Origin of the sequence: Bradyrhizobium sp. NBAIM03, from assembly GCF_020194055.1 — a bacterium.
Lineage (GTDB): Bacteria > Pseudomonadota > Alphaproteobacteria > Rhizobiales > Xanthobacteraceae > Bradyrhizobium > Bradyrhizobium yuanmingense.
This window is the reverse complement of the sequence record NZ_JADYVS010000007.1, coordinates 85,836-103,006: the sequence shown is the minus strand read 5'-3', so window position 1 is coordinate 103,006 and position 17,171 is coordinate 85,836. Positions and strand designations below refer to the sequence as shown.

Below are 17,171 nucleotides of genomic sequence, written 5' to 3'. Positions count from 1 at the left end.
CGAAGCCATGTCTGCGAGTCGAGACGCTGGTTTGAGGTCGATAACGGTTCACCTTGCGCCGTCATTGCGAGGAGCGCAGCGACGAAGCAGGGTACGCCGACGGGGTGATCCGCTACAGCGTGGTCAGAAGCACGCTGGCCGCTTTGATATCCGCCGTATCGGCGCCCTCGGCAAAGCCCTCGAGCGCCGATTGGAGCCATCGCTTCGCCTCGTCGCGCTGCCCGCGTCCGGCAAACAGCCCGGCGAGATCGATCGCAGCGCGCAGCTCCCAGGCCGTGGCGCCTTGCCGGCGGCTGAGATCCAGGGATTGCATGAAGTGGGCTTCTGCCTGCTCGGCGTCGGGCTCCGGCAGCGACAACAGAACTCTGCCTTTCATCCGCAGCAATTCGGGCATGTAGAGATGATCGCCGCTCTGATCGACGAGGCGGATCGCATCGTCGATCAGGCGCGCACTCTGCTCGACCTGTCCAAGCGCCAACAAGCCTTGAACCAGCGCGATGTTGAAGGTCGTGGTGAGCAGTTCGTAGCCGGCCTCGTGGAGCTCGCGTAGGCAAGCCATGATCGTATCGACGCCTTGCGCGGCGTCTCCCCGCCGGATCGCCAGTTCGCCTTTCACGCCGCGGCCCACCACGAGATAGGGACCCATCGAGCGAGATTCGGCATGCGCGATGAATTGGTCGATGCTCTGCTCGGCGCCGTCGAGATCGCCGTCCCAGAGCGAGATCGAGACCGCCCAGATCAACGCGATGCACAGCGTGATCGGATGCTCCATCTGCGCGGCTTCAGTCACCGTCTGTTGCGCCAGCTGCCGCGCGTCCGCGGGCCGGCCCTGCAACCAGAGTTCGCGCGCCAGCGTGATGCCGGCCCGGTTGCGATGATCGAAGCCATGGATGGTGCTGATTCGTTCCGCGCCCGGCCCTTGCCATGCGACCTCCAGCATGTTCAGCGCGTCGCGGTGCTCGCCGGCCAGATGCAGCGAGACCCCGAGCAACGAATGGGCGAGGACGATCGAGCCGGGATCGCCGAGCGGCTGCGCGACCGCAAGGCTCTGCTGCGCATAGCCAAGCGCGGCATGGAACTGCCCCATCCGTTCGTGAAAGATATGCATGCGGCCGAGCAGCTGCAGCTGGTTCGGCGCGTCGCCGCGCGCCTCCGCGATCGCAAGGCTCCTGCTCAAGGCCACGCGCGCCGCCTCGCTGCCGCCGCGCGTGAACATCAGGGTCAGCCCGAGGGCAGCCTGGATGTGCATTTCATCGGCGCTGCCGCGCGCGGACGGGGTCATCGCAAGCAGTGCCCGTTCCGACCAGCGCCGGCATTCGATCAAGAGGGACATCGCGAGGAAGATCGGCGCTGCCGCGGCGGCGAGCGCAATGCCGGCGGTGGCGTCGCCGCCCGCGCCAAAGCACCAGTCCAGCGCGGCACGCACATTGTGGAGCGCGGAGAAGTGGATCGCCCGTTCGTCGGCGTTCGGCGTTGCCGCCCATGTGCTGCCGGCCTGCTCCAGCCATCGCCGGTAGTAGGTCGCGTGGCGGGCGGCGAGCGCGGCATCGTTCGGCTCGATCTCGAGCAGATAGGCGCGCGTGGTATCGAGCAGACGGTAGCGCATCATGGCGCCGACCGGCCGCGGCGCGACCATCGATTTGGCGACGAGACTGTCGATGGCATCGAACAAGCGGGAGCGGTCGGCACGTTCATCCGGGACGACCTCGAGGGCGGCGTCGATGGTGAAGTGACCTGCGAAGACCGCCAGCCTGCGGAGGACGAGGCGCTCGATGTCGGACAGCAGCCCGTAGCTCCAGTCCAGCGTCGCCCGCAACGTCTTCTGTCGCGGCGGCGCGGTGCGCTGGCCCTGCCAGAGCAGATTGAGACGCTCATCGAGCAGCGCGGCCGTCTGCTCCAGGCCGTAAGCTTCGACCCGGCCGGCGGCGAGCTCGATCGCCAGGGCCATGCCGTCGAGGTTGCGGCAGATCCTCGCGATAGTCGCGGCGTTGGTATCGTCGAGCGCGATCTGCGCGCCGCCAGCGGTCGCCCGTTCGATGAAGAGCTGAAGCGCGGGATAGGTCTGTGCAGCCGCCGCACTCAGCCCGGCACTATCAGGCGGTACGGCGAGCGGCGCCAGTCGATAGACCTGCTCGCCCTCGACGCGCAGGGCTTCGCGGCTGGTGGCGAGGATGTGGACATCAGGCGCAGCGTGGAAGATCGCCGAAGCCAGCGGTGCCGCCGCGGCGATGACATGCTCGCAATTGTCGAGGATGAGCAGCAACCGCTTGTCCCTGACATGCGCGAGCAGCGCGGGCAGGGGATCGTCGGTCTCGGCCGGCAAGCCGAGCATCAACAGGATCGAGGTGATCACGAGATTGGGATCGCTGAGCGCGGCAAGGTCGACGAAATGCGCGGCGTCGGAGAACGTCGCGAGCAGGTCGTGGGCGATCGCCACCGCGACGGCAGTCTTGCCGACGCCGCCCGGACCGACGATCGTGACGAAGCGCGAGGTGAGAAGCTTGTCGGAGATGGTGGTGACCGCCTGGTCGCGCCCGATCATCCGTTGCAGCCGATTCGGCAGCTTGACCGGCGGCAGTTCCATCGGCGGGGACGAGCGCCGCGCCGCCGGAAGCTGCGTGTGCGAGATCGGTGCCACGAAGCAATAGCCGCGCCCGGAGAGCGTCGTGATGTATCGCGCGCCGTCCTTGCCGTCGCCGAGCGCCTTGCGGAGAGCGGCGATGTGAAAGCGCAGATTGGCCTCTTCGACGGTGATGCCGGGCCACACCAGCGCCATTAGATCCCATTTGCTGACGACCTCGTTCGGCCGCGACATCAGTGCGGTCAGCGCGTCGAACGCCTTCGCACCCAGCGGCACTGTGACGCCGTCGCGCGTCACGAGCCTTTCATGTGGCGCCACGGTGAATGGTCCGAACGAGAGTCTTGGCCCGGTCGGCGTGGTCATCGCGAAATCTTGCTCATTTGCGAACCGGATAGCCAGAGGGCAGCCATCCCGCAAGGCCTGCGTTGCATCGGCCTCAGACCTTGTTTGCAGGCCTCGCAACAGCTTCTGCGCCGGCCTCACAACTTCTCACAAGTCCAAACGGGTCTCCGGAGCGCGTCGCTGCTAGTCAGTTTGCGCGACTGCAAGGAGCTCTTCATGACGCAAACGGCAAAACTGCTCTACACGGCCCGGACCCACACCAGCGGCGGCCGGCACGACGGCATATCGCGCAGTTCCGACGGTCGCCTCGACGTCAAGCTGTCGCCGCCGGGCGGGGCCGGCATCGGCACAAATCCCGAGCAATTGTTTGCGGCCGGCTGGTCGGCCTGCTTCGAAGGCGCCATGGAACTCGCCGCGCGCAAGCAGAAGGTGACCCTTCCCAGGAAAAGCGCGATCGATGCGGAGATCGATCTGGTGCTCGACGAGGGCGCCTACGCGCTGAGGGCGCGCCTCAATGTCAGCCTGCCGGGACTCGACCCCGAGATCGCACGCGGCATCATCGATGAAGCGCATCAAACCTGCCCCTACTCCAAGGCCGTCCGCGGCAACATCGACGTCACGGTCGCGCTGATCTGACGCACCATCATAAATCCCGACAAGGTCACATCATCATGAAGCAGCTCATCGATCAGCACCGCCGCCAGTTTCTCGGCATCGCCACCGGAGCCGCCGCCGCCGGCATCGGCGTGATCGCGTTCGCTCGTGCCGAGACCGAACCGCAGCGATCCCAAGCATCGAATGCGTCCTTCGGCGCGATCAAGCAGATCGATGCCGGCGTTCTCAACGTCGGCTATGCCGAGGCGGGTCCCTCGAACGGTCCGGTGGCGATCCTGCTGCATGGCTGGCCCTACGACATTCACGCCTTCGTCGAGGTCGCGCCGCTCCTGGCCAAGGCCGGCTATCGCGTGATCATCCCATACCTGCGTGGCTACGGCACGACGCACTTCCTCTCCAGCGAGACGCCGCGCAACGGCGAGCCTGTGGCCATGGCCGCGGACATCATCGCGCTGATGGACAAGCTCGAGATCAAGAAAGCCGTCGTCGCCGGCTTCGACTGGGGTGCACGCACCGCCGACATCATCGCCGCGCTGTGGCCGGACCGTTGTCGCGCGTTGGTAGCGGTCAGCGGCTATCTGATCTCGAGCCAGGCTGCCGGCAACGCGCCGTTGCCGCCGCAGGCGGAGCTGCAATGGTGGTACCAGTTCTACTTCGCGACCGAACGCGGCCGGGCCGGATACGAGAAGTACACGCACGATTTCGCCAAGCTGATCTGGAAGCTGGCCTCGCCGCAGTGGAAGTTCGACGACGCCACCTTCAACAGGAGCGCGGCGGCGCTCGACAACAGGGATCACGTCGCGATCACGATCCACAATTACCGCTGGCGGCTCGGGCTTGCCCAGGGCGAGGCAAAATACGAGCATCTCGAAAAGAAGCTGGCCGCGGCTCCGCAGATCGAGGTGCCGACGATCACGATGGAGGGCGACGCCAACGGAGCGCCGCATCCCGAGCCGAGCGCCTATGCCAAGAAGTTCTTAGGCCGATACGAGTTTCGCCTGATCACAGGCGGCGTCGGCCACAATCTGCCGCAGGAAGCGCCACAAGCCTTCGCCAAGGCCGTCATCGACGCCGACGGCGCCTAGGCATTCGTCGGCACCTCCGTCCAGCCTCATTGATCGAGCCCGATGAAACATCATGACGATAGCCGAACCCGAAAAGAAGAAATCTCTCTACACCACGATGATCGTGCTGACCGTGGTCGTCCTCGTCGTGCTCCTGACCTGCATGCCCTACCTCGTCACGATCGCCTTCGCGGAAGGGCCAGCGGAACAGAGCGCGGCGGACGCCTCGCCGATCTTCGGCGTCACAATTCCAGCCGGCTATAAGCGGTGGGAGCTGATCGCGCCGGCCGAAGAGGCCGCGCCGCTCGACGAGCTGCGCGCTGTTGTCGGCAACCAGATCGCCATCGATGCCCATCAGGCCGGAAAACTGCCGTTCCCGGACGGCACCATCCTGGTCAAGCGCGCTTGGAAGCGAAAGCAGTCACCCGAGTTTGCGTCCGCGACGATTCCCGGCGCCGCCACCACGGTCCAGGTGATGGTGAAGGATTCCAGGAAATACGCGGCTACCGGCGGCTGGGGCTTTGGCCGCTTCATCAACGGCAAGCCGGTGGACGAGGCGCAGCACCGCACCTGCTTCGCCTGCCACGAAGCCCGCGCCAAGAGCCGCGACTATGTCTTCACGCGGCTTGCGCCTTGAGACATACGGTGACTGGCTTGAAGACTTGGTTCATCAGCGGCAGCTCTCGCGGGCTTGGCCGTGCCATCACGGAAGCGGCACTCGCCGCGGGCGACCAGGTGGTTGCCACTGCGCGGACGCTCCAACCGCTTGAACCGTTGCGGGAACGTTTCGCTGAAAGACTGTGCCTTGCAACGCTCGACGTCACGGATGAAGCTGCCGCGCCGGCAGCCATCGCGCTTGCTGCGGAGACGTTCGGCGGACTCGACGTGGTCGTCAACAATGCCGGCTACGGCGACCTCGGATCGGTCGAGGATACTGGCCTGGACTCGTTCCGGCGGCAGATCGAGGCCAATTTGATAGGCACCATTATCGTCACCAAGGCGGCGATTCCGGTGCTGCGCCGGCAGCGCCGTGGCCACATCATGCAAGTCTCGTCCGTAGGCGGCCGGATCGGCGCCCCAGCCCGCGCCGCCTATTCGGCCGCGAAATGGGGTATCGAGGGCTTTTCGGAATCGCTGGCGCGCGAGATGGCGCTGATCGGCGTGAACGTCACGATCGTCGAGCCCGGCGGCTTTCGCACCGGCTTTGCGCGAGCCGCACATGGGACCGGCGAAGGACGCCCGGAATACGATGCGCTCGTCGGCGCTGCCGTCAGGATGCAGCGCGATTACGACGGCCGGCAGCCCGGCGATCCAGCCAAAGCCGCGGCCGTGGTTCTGAAGCTTGCCGATATGGAGCGCCCGCCTCTGCGCATTGCGCTCGGAAGCGATGCCGTCGACGCCATCGCTGCGATCGATAAGCTCCGCCTCGAAGAGCTGGAGAGGTGGCGAGCGCTCAGCGTATCGACTGACTATTGACCCCGGGGGCCTCACTCCGCCGCCACCATTTGTTGCGTGCGCCACTGGCCCAGCAGGGCACGCAGCGAAGCCGGCTTCACCGGCTTGTTGAGCACTGCGATCTTCTCGTCACGCGCGGCGACCTGCACGGCGGGGCTGCGGTCGGCCGTGATCAGGATCGCAGGGATGGTATCGCCGAAACGGCGGCGGATCTCGCGGATGGCGGCGATGCCGTTGCCGCGATCGAGGTGATAGTCGACCAGAAGGCCGGTGACGCGGCGGCCGGCGGCTTCGATCGCAGCGATCGCGCCTTCGGGATCGGCGACCGCGATCACCTCGGCATCCCAGGCCTTGAGCAGCGTGCGCATGCCGTCGAGGATCGCCGCATCGTTCTCGATGCAGACGATCAGCGCGCCCGAGATCGGTGTGCGCGCCAGCGGCGTCGCGCTGGTCACGGCCGCGGTGTGGGTGACCGCCTTCGCCGTCGGCACGGTCACCGAGAACACCGAGCCGCCGCTTCGATTGCCGTCGATGGCGATGCCGTGCTTGAGCACGCGGGCCAGGCGTTCCACGATCGAGAGCCCAAGGCCCAGACCGCGCGCGATCCGCGCGCCCTGCTCCAGGCGATGGAATTCCTTGAAGATCTCGCCTCGCTTGACCGCGGGAATACCGACGCCGGTGTCGTAGACGCAGATCTTGAGCGAGGCGCCGCGGCGGCGGCAGCCGACCAGCACGCGGCCGCGCGGGGTATACTTGATCGCGTTCGAGATCAGGTTCTGGAGCAGGCGCCGCAGCAGGAGCCGGTCCGACTCGACCGGCAACGAGCAGGGCACGAAGGCGAGCTCCAGGCCCTTGGCGCGCGCGATCGGCGCGAACTCGATTTCCAGCGACCGCATCAGATCGGCCATCTTGAAGCTCGAGATCGAGGTCGCCATCGCGCCGGCATCGAGCCTGGAAATGTCGAGCAGCGCGCCGAGGATTTCCTCGATCGCCTGCAAGGATTCGTCGATGTTCTCGACCAGCCGCGTCTCCTCGCCATTGTGCTGGCGCTCGACGAGGCTGGTGACGTAGAGCCGCGCCGCGTTCAGCGGCTGCAGGATGTCGTGGCTGGCGGCGGCGAGGAAACGCGTCTTGGAGATACTGGCGTCCTCCGCCGCGCTCTTGGCGATGGCCAGCTCGGAGTTCAGCCGAGTCAGCTCCTCGGTGCGGTCGCGCACGCGCTTTTCCAACGTCGCATTGGCGCGCTCCAGCGCTTCGGCGGCTTCGAAGCTCGGCGTGACGTCGGTGAAGGTGATGACGAAGCCGCCGCCGGGCATGCGGTTGGTGAGCACTTCGATCACCATGTGGCGTTCCGGCAGCCGCTCGAGATAAGGCTCGCTGTCGGTGGTGTAGGCCGCAAGGCGCCGTTCCAGCAGGGCCTCGCGCTCGAGCGGATCGTTCGGATCGCCGAGGCCGATGAACTCCAGGATCTCGCGCAAGGGCGTGCCGAACTGGATCAGATGCAGCGGCACATTGAGGAGGTCGCCGAACTGCCGGTTGGAGCAGATCAGTTGCAGATCGGCGTCGAACACGGCGATGCCCTGACGCACATGGTTGAGCGCGGTCTGCAGGATCTCGCGGTTGAAATGCAGCGCGGCGTGCGAATCGTCGAGCAGCTTCAGCGCGGCCTTGGCGGAGACCGTCCGCTTGCGCAGCAGCAGCGACATCACGAGACGGGAGGAGGCCGCGCCGATCGAGGAGGCAATCAGATGCTCGGCGTGTTGCAGCAGCTCGAAATCGGCGGGCGCACCGGGCTCCAGCCGCACGTTGCGCCGCGCCGAGAAGGCCTCGAAGGAGTGTCGTGCGCGGTCGGGCCCGAGATACTGCGCCACCGTGGTCTGGATGTCCTGCACGGTGACGGTGCTGCGCCAGCGGCGGAAGCTCGGGGAGATCGGTGCGAGCGTATTGGGCACGAACAGATCGGCTTGCAGCAGCTCGATGGAGGATGGCCGGCGTGCCAGCGACAGCAGCACATAGGTCAGGATGTTGAGGGACAGCGACCAGATCACGCCGTGCATCAGGGGCGGCAGGTCGGCGCCGAACAGTGCCTGCGGCCGCAGCGCCTCGATGCCGAACGGGCCATGCTGCAGCAGCAGGATGCCTGAAGTCGAGGAATCCATGAAGCTCGGCATGAACAGCGTGTAGAGCCACACCGCAAACCCGACCAGCATGCCGCCGATCGCCCCGCGCGCGGTCGCGCGCCGCCAGAGCAGGCCGCCGAAGAAGCTCGGGGCGAGCTGGGCGATGGCGGCAAAGGAGAGCAGGCCGATCGCCGCGAGCTGGGTGCTGCCGAGCGCGCGATAGTAGAAATAGGCCATCACCATGATGGCGAAGATCGCGAGCCGGCGCGAGCGCAGCAGGAAGTTGCTGAAATCGGCCCCGCCGGCGCGCCCCTCCGGCCGACGTTTCAGCACCAGCGGCACCACGAGGTCGTTCGAGACCATGATGGAGAGCGCGACGCATTCGACGATCACCATGGCGGTCGCCGCCGACAGCCCGCCGACGAAGACGGCGACGCTGAGCAGGTTCGCGCCGCTCTCGATCGGCAGGGCCAGCACGTACATATCAGGGTCGGCCGTGCCGAACGGGAAGGTCACGAGGCCGGCGAGCGCGATCGGGATCACGAACAGGTTGATGGCGACGAGGTAGAGCGGAAACAGCCAGCGCGCGCGGCCGACCTCGGCATCCGAGGAATTCTCCACCACGCTGACGTGAAACTGGCGCGGCAGCAGCATGATCGCGCACAGCGACAGCAACGTCATGGTCAGGAAGTTGCCGATCGACGGCGAATAATCGATGGCGCGCACCGCTTCCGGCGTCCTCATCGCGCGCTCGATCAATTCATGCGGCGAGAACATCCAGAAGGTGACGAAGATGCCGGCGGCGAGGAAGGCGACCAGCTTGATGATGGATTCGGTCGCGATCGCCAGCATCAGGCCGTGCTGGTGCTCGGTCGCGTCGGTCTGTCGCGTGCCGAACAGCACAGCGAAGGCCGCCATCGTCAGCGTCACCATCAGCGCCATGTCGCCGAGGATCGGGATGTGCGAGAAGGCCTGGTCTTCGCTCAGGATTGTGCCCAGCGAAGAAGCCACCGCCTTGAGCTGGAGCGCGATATAGGGCACCGAGCCGATGATCGCGATTGCGGCGACGGTCGCCGCCACCGCTTGGCTCTTGCCGTAGCGGGCCCCGATGAAGTCGGCGATCGAGGTGATGTTGTGGGCTTTCGCCAGCTGGATCACGCGTCGGAGCACCCCGGCCCCCAACCCGATCATCAGGATCGGGCCGACATAGATCGCGAGGAAATCGGTCGAGGTGCGGGTCGCGAAGCCGACCGACCCGAAGAAGGTCCAGGACGTGCAGTAGATCGCCAGCGACAGCGGATAGATCAGCCCGGAGGCGCGGCCGCGACCGGCCGGCGAGCGGCGGTCGCCGTGGCTCGCCACCAGGAACAGGAAGCCGATATAGCCGAAGGCGGCGGCGATCACGCCCCAATCGTGCAGCATGGGTCGGGGGCTCTCTCCCTGGGCGCCGGCGGCGCCCGAGCTCATTTTCCTTGCAAACCTAGCGCGTTGAGCGGACGCAAGCGACAGCGAAATGCCGTGCGGCGGTAGGAACTGCCGGCGTCGTTAAGCGGTGGGGCGAGCTGTCCGCCCGCTCTTACCCTCCAGGGGAGGGTAAAAGAGGCCTATTCCGCGGCCAGCGACTTCGCGCGCAGCGGCAGGCCGAGGCGGTCCCACACTTGCAGCAGCGCTTCGGCGAGCTGATCGATCAGGCCCTCGTCGTGATAGGGCGAGGGCGTGATACGCAGGCGCTCGGTGCCCTTGGCGACGGTCGGATAGTTGATCGGCTGGATGTAGATCCCGTGCTGTTCGAGCAGCAGGTCGGAAGCCTGCTTGCACTTCTCGGGATCGCCGACGAACAGCGGTACGATGTGTGTGTCGCTCGACATCACCGGCAGGCCGGCGGCATTGAGGATCGCCTTGACGCGGGCGGCACGGTCCTGGTGGCGCTCGCGCTCCCAGCTCGACGTCTTCAGGTGCCTGATCGCGGCGGTCGCGGCCGAGCAGACCGCCGGCGGCAGCGCGGTGGTGAAGATGAAGCCCGGCGCATAGGAGCGCACGGCGTCGATGATCTGGCCGTTGGCGGCGATGTAGCCGCCGAGACAGCCGAACGCCTTGGCCAGCGTGCCCTCGAGAATGTCGATGCGATGCATCACGCCGTCGCGCTCGGCGATGCCGCCGCCGCGCGGGCCGTACATGCCGACGGCGTGGACTTCGTCGACATAGGTCATCGCGCCATATTTCTCGGCGAGATCGCAGATCCTGGCGAGCGGCGCGACATCGCCGTCCATGGAATAGAGACTCTCGCAGACGATCAGCTTCGGCCGATCGGGACCGGCCGCTTTCAACAGCTCTTCGAGATGCGCAACGTCGTTGTGGCGGAACACGATCCGCTCGCAGCCGGACTGGCGGATGCCCTCGATCATCGAATTGTGGTTGAGCTCGTCCGACAGGATCAGGCAGTTCGGAATGAGCTTTGCGATGGTCGGGATACCAGTCTGGTTCGAGACATAGCCCGAGGTGAACAGCAGCGCGGCTTCCTTGCCGTGGAGATCGGCGAGCTCGGCCTCGAGCTGCACCAGCGGATGATGCGTGCCGGCGATGTTGCGGGTGCCGCCGGCGCCGGTGCCGACGCGCGTCGCGGTCTCGACCATGGCGCCGACCACCTTCGGATGCTGGCCCATGCCGAGATAGTCGTTGGAGCACCAGATCACGACGTCGCGCTTGCCCTTGGGCGAGTGCCAGACCGCATGCGGGAACCGGCCGGCCGTGCGTTCGAGGTCGGCGAACACGCGATAACGCCGCTCGGTGTGGAGACGATCGAGGGCGGAATCGAAGAATTGGGCGTAATCCATCGGCAAACCTGCAACGGAACCTGACCAAGGGGACGGGTCTACTTAGAGCTTTTCCAGCTCCAATGTCTATGCGCTATCCCACATTTGGATCTGTGGGGCATTTGGGCAAAATGCCCTATCCGGCGCGTCTCAGTTTGATCCCGATCAATCCTGCGCGACATATAATGCTGCTCTGCACCATCTGCCGGGGCGACCCAGCCTATGGTCTTCCGTCGCGGCCCGGCGCGCGCTTTCCTTGCTCAACCAAGCTCTCGAAAGGACCCTTCCATGAAGCGCGTGATGATCCTCAACGGTCCCAACCTCAACATGCTCGGCATCCGCGAGCCGCACATCTACGGCACGACGACGCTCGCGGAGGTCAACGCGAGCTGCGAGGACGCAGCCGCCAGGCTCGGCCTCAAGCTCGCCTTCCACCAGTCCAACCACGAGGGCGTGCTGGTTGATCTGATTCAGTCGGCGCGGCAGGACGCCGAGGCCATCGTCATCAATCCGGCCGGCCTCTCCTTCACCTCGGTCTCGATCATGGACGCGATCAAGACGTTCGAGGGCCCGGTGCTGGAGGTGCACATCTCCAACATCCACGCCCGTGACGAATATCACCGGCACTCCAAGATCTCGTACGTGGCGACCGGCGTGATCTGCGGGCTCGGGCCGTTCGGCTACATCGCGGCGCTGCACGCGATCGCGAATATGAAGTGAGGCGCCAGCCGCGCCGGAGGTCTGCTCCCTCGCCCCGTTCTTACGGGGAGAGGGTTGGGGTGAGGGGCTGTTTCGGCAATGATGGTGAGAGTTGGACTCGCGGAGACTCCCCTCACCCGCCACGCTTCGCGTGTCGGCCTCTCCCCGCAGGCGGGGAGAGGCGAAGAACTCACGTCGTCCGAAACTGCAGCACGCCGTCCTGCATCTCGGGCGTGAGGCGGCCCTCGACGATCATGTAGTTGACGTGGGCGACGAGCTCGCCGGCGGCAAAGCCCATCTGGTGCTCGTCCAGCACGTGCTTGTTGAACACCACGGGCACCAGGGCGCGCGAGGTTTGCGGCACCTCACGGCAGGCTTCCGCGATCAATCGGCAGCGCTCTTCATGGTGGTCGGCGAGCTGCTTGATGCGGGTCTTCAATCCGTAGAACGGCACGCCATGGCCAGGCAGCACCAGCACGTCATAGGGCAGCGTCGTGGTGAGGCTGGCGAGCGAGGCCAGATATTCGCCGAGCGAATTCTGGTCGGGCTCGACCGCCCAGACGCTGACATTCGGCGAGATCTTGCTCAGCACCTGGTCGGCGGAGAGGAACAGCTTGTCGTCGGCGCAATACAGCATCACCTGGTCGAGGGCGTGGCCGCCGCCGGTGATGACCTTGAAGCGGCGCGTGCCGATCACGACGTCGTCGCCATGCGAGATGCGGCGGTAGGACGGCGGCAGCACCGAGACGCGCTTCAGATAGTCCTGGCCGCGGCCGAGCAGCTTTTCGGTGAGCGACTCGTCCATGCCATGGCGGCGGAAGAACAGCCGCTGCGCCTCGCGCCGCTCCTCGGTGCCGCGGTTCTGGTGATAGACCGATTGCAGATATTCGACCTGCGACATCACCAGCGGGCAGCCGAACCGCTCGACGATCCAACCGGCGAGACCGACATGATCCGGGTGGGAGTGGGTGACGATCAGGCGCGTGATGTTGACGCCTTTCAGCGGTCCGTCGAACAGCTTCGTCCAGGCCTCGATCGTCTCCTCGTTGCCGAAGCCGGCATCGATCATCGCATAGCCGTCGCCATCGGCGAGCAGGTAGATGTTCACGTGGTTGAGGCGGAACGGCAGCTTCAGCCGCGCCCACAACACGCCGGGCCGCACCTCGACCACCTGTTCGGGGCCGGGATGCTGTTCCCAGGGGTAGCGCAGGGCCTCGGCCGAGGACTGCGGGGTGTCGGTTTTCGAGCTCATGCTATCGGCTTAAACCCAGCGCGCGCGGGGCGCCAGCCGAAAAAGGATGCTGGGCGGCGACAGCATGGCGGTCATACCGAGGCAGTTTTCCGTAGCCCGGATTGCGCTACGCTCCATCCAGGCTACAGGACAGGGCCTTACGCCGCCCGCATGTCGTTGAGGAAGGCGTCGATCTCCCCGCGCAGCATATCGGCCTCGCGGCGCAGCGCGTCCGAAGCGCCCAGCACCTCGGTGGCCGCAGCGCCGGCTTCGGCGGACGCGGTGGAGACGCCGACGATGTTGCTGGAGACCTCGCTGGTGCCGCCGGCGGCATGCTGGATGTTGCGGGCGATTTCGCGCGTCGCGGCGCCCTGCTCCTCGACCGCCGCTGCGATCGTGGTGGTGACGTCGTTGATCTCGCCGATGATCCGGCCGATGCCCTGGATGGCGCCGACCGCGGAGGTCGTGACTGACTGCATGCTGGCGATCTGGGTGCGGATCTCGTCGGTCGCCTTGGCGGTCTGGCTCGCGAGGCTCTTCACCTCGGAGGCAACCACCGCGAAGCCGCGGCCGGCCTCGCCGGCGCGCGCCGCCTCGATGGTGGCGTTGAGCGCGAGCAGATTGGTCTGCGAGGCAATGGTCTGGATCAGGTCGACGACGACGCTGATGCGGCTCGCGCTGTCGGCAAGGCTCTGCACCGTGGCGTCGGTCGCTCCCGCTTCGTCGACCGCCTTTTTGGCGATCTCGGCGGAGGTCACGACCTGGCGGCTGATCTCCTGGATCGAGGAGGACAGCTGCTCGGTGCCGGCCGAGACGGTCTGCACGTTGACCGACGTCTCCTCCGCGGCGGAGGCGACCGCGTTGACCAGCGCGTTGGACTGGTCGGCGGTGTTCGACATGCTCTGCGCGGTCGATTGCATCGAATTGGCCGATTGGGCCAGATTATCGAGCGCGGAGCGCACCGTGCTTTCGAACTGGGCGATCTTCGCCTCCATGCGCGCGGCGCGCTCGGCCTTGGCGATACGGTCCTTGTCCTGCTCGCTCGTCAGCGCGCGGGTCTCGATCATGCTCTCCCGGAACACCTGCAGCGTGTTCGCCATCACCGAGATTTCGTCGTTGTGATTCTTCGAGCGGTAGATCTCGGTTTCGAGATCCCCGTTCGCGAGCAGCTGCATCGACTGCTGCAAGGCGCCGATCCGGCGCAGGATGTTACGGCCGACATAGAGCCAGACGAACAGCGCCGAGCCGACCAGCATCAGCGCGCCCAAGCCCAGCATGACCGACGTCGCGAGCGAAATCTCCTGCCGCGCCTGGAAGGTCGAGGTGTTGGTCTCTTTCTGCACGCCGTCGACGAGCTGCTGCACGCTGATGCCGAGCCCGACATTGAGCTTGCGGGTCTCGTCCAGGATGGTCTGGCCGTAGTCGATGGAGTCGAGCTCTTTCTCGCGCAGATTGAACACGCCGGTCTTGCCGGTGCCGAGCGCGAGCAGCTTTTCCGCGGTGTCGCGCAGCATCTTGTTGCCCTGGTTGTCCGGCAACAGATCGAGGTTCGACCGCAGGCGCCCCTGCGCCGTCTTGAATTCCTTCTGGATGTCATCGAGCTTGTCGCTGGTGTTCGCCGACAGCGCCGCGCTCATGTTGGCGGCGGCGAGATTACCGCTGGCGACGACGTTGCCGAGCTGACCGACGGTCTGCGCGGCGTCGGTCGCGTCTGCGGCTGACAGGTCGGCTGAACCGAGAATGGCATTGACGCGGGTCTGCGCGTCCAGCATCGCCGGACTCGCTGCGCCGACGAAGGCGCCCTGCGCGGCGCGAAGCGCGTCATATTGCTTGTCGTGCAGCGCCGCGATGTCGAGCCGTTCGCGGGCGGCTTTCGTCAGGCTCTGAGCCGCCTCGTTGATGCTCTTCATCGTCTCGCTGAGCCCGGAGACGACGCTCTTGTCGCCGCCGAGCTCGATGATCTCGTTGAGCTTCTGCTGCGTCTGCTCCTGTAATTCCCTGAGTTTCTTGGTGCGCTCGTTCAGAGCGTCCTCGCTCTGCGCCGCAAGCAGGGCCGGTCCCTGCGCCGCGAGGCTCGCACTCAGCGCCGACAATTGCAGGCTGGCGGAAAGGCGCGGAATGTCCCGTCCGCTCAGTTCAGTCATGCGTCCGCCGAGATTCTGCAGCGCAAGGCCGGCGCCGGCCGCGATCACGAGGCCCATGCCCGCGATGACCGCAAACGCCGCGAACAGGCTGCCGCGCACGCCCCATTTGGGCATTTTGAAACGCGGACGGAAACTGCCAAGGAAGCGGCCAAGGCCCAAACGGATCGGCATCGAAAATTCCCCCAATGTTCTTCTATTTGTGGCTGCAGTATCGGCAGCACCGGTTAAGGAATCGCAATGAGCCCAATCGGTTGACGTTGTTCCGCAGAGCGAAAAAAGAGGGGCCGGCAACGAGGCCGGCCCCTTCATCTTGATAAGGTCCTGGTAACCGATCAGTAGCGCGCCATGGCCGGGCTCGCCCAGTTGAAGCGGTAGTTGACGCCCGCCTTGAAGGTATGGTCGTCGGTGGTGAAGGCGCCGGTGCCGGCGAGCGGACCGGCAGTGAAGCTGGCGTCGCCGAAATTGTAGTACTGGTACTCGGCCTTGGCCGACCAGTTCGGGGCGAACATGTATTCGAGGCCGGCGCCGACGGTGTAGCCGTTGCGGTGATCGCCGGTGATGACGAAGGCGGCCGGCACGCCGCCGACGGTGACCCTCTCGTTGTTGTCCGAATAGGCGTAGCCGCCCTTCACATAGACCAGGCCGGGACCCCAGGTGTAGCCGACGCGGCCCGTGATCGAGCCGAGGCCGCGCTGGTCGTTGGTGTAGGCGATGCCGCCCGGGAACACGGCGCCGACGCTGCCGGAGAGCCAGGAATACTGGCCTTCGACGCCGACCACGAAGTTCGGGTGGAACTGCCAGTCCGCACCGACCTGCACGCCGCCGAGGAAGCGGCCGTTGCCGTTGTTGCCGGTGGAGAGGCCATTGAAATTGTTGTCGCTGGAGAACGCGCCGCCGACATGGGCGCCGAGATAGAAGCCCGTCCAATTGTAGATCGGCGCGGCGTAGGCCGGCGCGGGCGTCTTGTAATAATTGCGGTTGCCGAGATCGGCACCGACGGCCGGCGCAGCCGCGCCCAACACGAGCAGCGCCACGGTCGCAAACAGAATCTTCTTCATCGTCTTGAACTCCAGCACGTAAGGTCCCCGGCAGGCGCGTTTTCTGCGCCGCATTGGTTTTGCAGATAGCTCGCTTTTGACGAAAATGCTGTCACATCCGTGGCACAGCGACGGCCAACGTAACTTGTTGGGCCGTAAATGATTTTCGTGCTTAATGGCAACTTAAGAAGTGGTGAAGGAAGGCTTAACGGCGCACTCTGTCGGTAACTTGCGCGCGCCTTGCGTTAACCAAGACGCCGCCGTGCCTCATCGCGCATCTGCGCGCGAAAGGCGGCGCGCTTTGCCGGCCTGTCTTCCTCACGCACGTCGTGTCGATCGAAGATGTCGAACTTCTCCAGGATCGGATAGCGCTCGCTCGCCATCGCGAGCACGCGCAGTATCCTGGTCCCCTCCGGCGTCGGGCCGCTGACCTCCCAGCGACGGATGGTGTCGGCGCCGCCTCTTTCCGGCAGTCCGCAAAGCTTGGCCATGTCGGCCGCGCTGAGCTTGCGCTCGAGGGCATCGGAGAGGTCGTTGCGAAGCTGCTTCAGTTCGGCGCCGGTCATGCTTGCGTCCAGGGAAGTCACTGAAAGCAATGCACTAGCGCTGATTCGGGTCCATCCGAAGACGGTATGAGTCCGCCGCGCTCCGGCACCTTCGTCCGCACACGGAATTATGAAGGGAGAACCCATGGAAATTTGCCGATGCATGAACACTTGGCATATCGGGGCGCGCAACGGGTGAAGGGATCAGCCATGAAAACCATCAGACTCGCCATTTCCGCGCTGATCACGACGGGACTGCTTGCCGCACCATTCGCAGCTGAGGCGAAAAAGGTCCGGTCCAGCCGGCAATACAGCACTGGTGTGGTGGCTCCGACCTATGGCGGAGCCGGAGCGCCGGCCGCGCAACCGAGGGCGGCCTACGGATCGTCGGGACAGTCGGTTGGCACTGTCACCGCGCCGTCGATCGGATCATACAATTGGCCCTCGGTCGGCGTGACCAACTCGGCTCCCACCTGGAGCAACACCACGAGATAGAGGGCTCCGGCAAGGTGGAGGCCACTGGCG

Annotated in this window: 13 protein-coding genes; 6 read left to right on the top strand and 7 right to left on the bottom strand. The window is 65.7% G+C overall.

Annotated elements, in window-relative coordinates:
• Positions 1 to 112: 112 nt before the first annotated feature.
• Positions 113 to 2,944 carry a winged helix-turn-helix domain-containing protein gene (locus I6F21_RS12635; RefSeq protein ID WP_225183184.1) on the bottom strand — a complete coding sequence of 944 codons (2,832 nt, stop codon included), beginning with the start codon at positions 2,942 to 2,944 and terminating at the stop codon, positions 113 to 115.
• 195 nt (positions 2,945 to 3,139) lie between these two features.
• Here I6F21_RS12635 and I6F21_RS12630 point away from each other — a divergent pair, with 195 nt between their 5' ends.
• Genes I6F21_RS12630 through I6F21_RS12615 form a run of 4 tightly spaced genes read left to right on the top strand, consistent with a single transcriptional unit; the run spans position 3,140 to position 6,078 of the window.
• Positions 3,140 to 3,559 carry an organic hydroperoxide resistance protein gene (locus I6F21_RS12630; protein WP_035996651.1) on the top strand — a complete coding sequence of 140 codons (420 nt, stop codon included), beginning with the start codon at positions 3,140 to 3,142 and terminating at the stop codon, positions 3,557 to 3,559.
• Positions 3,560 to 3,594: 35 nt separating this feature from the next.
• Complete coding sequence (locus I6F21_RS12625) at positions 3,595 to 4,623, top strand: alpha/beta hydrolase (protein WP_225183183.1); 1,029 nt, start codon at positions 3,595 to 3,597, stop codon at positions 4,621 to 4,623.
• Between the two features lie 52 nt (positions 4,624 to 4,675).
• Positions 4,676 to 5,239, top strand: a complete 564-nt coding sequence (locus I6F21_RS12620; protein ID WP_225183182.1) for a cytochrome P460 family protein — start codon at positions 4,676 to 4,678, stop codon at positions 5,237 to 5,239.
• A gap of 17 nt (positions 5,240 to 5,256) precedes the next feature.
• On the top strand, positions 5,257 to 6,078 hold the full coding sequence (locus I6F21_RS12615) for an SDR family NAD(P)-dependent oxidoreductase (protein ID WP_225142883.1): 822 nt from the start codon (positions 5,257 to 5,259) through the stop codon (positions 6,076 to 6,078).
• A gap of 11 nt (positions 6,079 to 6,089) precedes the next feature.
• Here I6F21_RS12615 and I6F21_RS12610 read toward each other — a convergent pair whose 3' ends face one another.
• Together I6F21_RS12610 and hemA are read right to left on the bottom strand one after the other, a co-directional pair.
• Positions 6,090 to 9,599, bottom strand: a complete 3,510-nt coding sequence (locus I6F21_RS12610; RefSeq protein WP_225183181.1) for a hybrid sensor histidine kinase/response regulator — start codon at positions 9,597 to 9,599, stop codon at positions 6,090 to 6,092.
• Between the two features lie 182 nt (positions 9,600 to 9,781).
• On the bottom strand, positions 9,782 to 11,011 hold the full coding sequence (hemA, locus tag I6F21_RS12605; protein ID WP_225183180.1) for a 5-aminolevulinate synthase: 1,230 nt from the start codon (positions 11,009 to 11,011) through the stop codon (positions 9,782 to 9,784).
• A 267-nt stretch (positions 11,012 to 11,278) separates the two neighbouring features.
• On the opposite strand from hemA, the gene aroQ reads away from it, so the two are divergent.
• Positions 11,279 to 11,710, top strand: coding sequence for a type II 3-dehydroquinate dehydratase (aroQ, locus tag I6F21_RS12600; protein ID WP_036020614.1), 432 nt, complete (start codon positions 11,279 to 11,281; stop codon positions 11,708 to 11,710).
• Between the two features lie 169 nt (positions 11,711 to 11,879).
• Here the strand turns inward: aroQ and I6F21_RS12595 are convergent, their stop codons facing one another.
• The 4 genes from I6F21_RS12595 to I6F21_RS12580 form a co-directional block, all read right to left on the bottom strand.
• A complete protein-coding gene (locus I6F21_RS12595) occupies positions 11,880 to 12,941 on the bottom strand; it encodes an MBL fold metallo-hydrolase (protein WP_035996672.1) in 1,062 nt (353 codons plus the stop codon).
• A gap of 137 nt (positions 12,942 to 13,078) precedes the next feature.
• A complete protein-coding gene (locus I6F21_RS12590; RefSeq protein WP_074447650.1) occupies positions 13,079 to 15,235 on the bottom strand; it encodes a methyl-accepting chemotaxis protein in 2,157 nt (718 codons plus the stop codon).
• Positions 15,236 to 15,396: 161 nt separating this feature from the next.
• Positions 15,397 to 16,122, bottom strand: coding sequence for an outer membrane protein (locus I6F21_RS12585; RefSeq protein WP_035996788.1), 726 nt, complete (start codon positions 16,120 to 16,122; stop codon positions 15,397 to 15,399).
• 224 nt (positions 16,123 to 16,346) lie between these two features.
• On the bottom strand, positions 16,347 to 16,667 hold the full coding sequence (locus I6F21_RS12580) for a hypothetical protein (RefSeq protein WP_035996689.1): 321 nt from the start codon (positions 16,665 to 16,667) through the stop codon (positions 16,347 to 16,349).
• 189 nt (positions 16,668 to 16,856) lie between these two features.
• On the opposite strand from I6F21_RS12580, the gene I6F21_RS12575 reads away from it, so the two are divergent.
• On the top strand, positions 16,857 to 17,141 hold the full coding sequence (locus I6F21_RS12575; RefSeq protein ID WP_036020690.1) for a hypothetical protein: 285 nt from the start codon (positions 16,857 to 16,859) through the stop codon (positions 17,139 to 17,141).
• Positions 17,142 to 17,171: the final 30 nt, after the last annotated feature.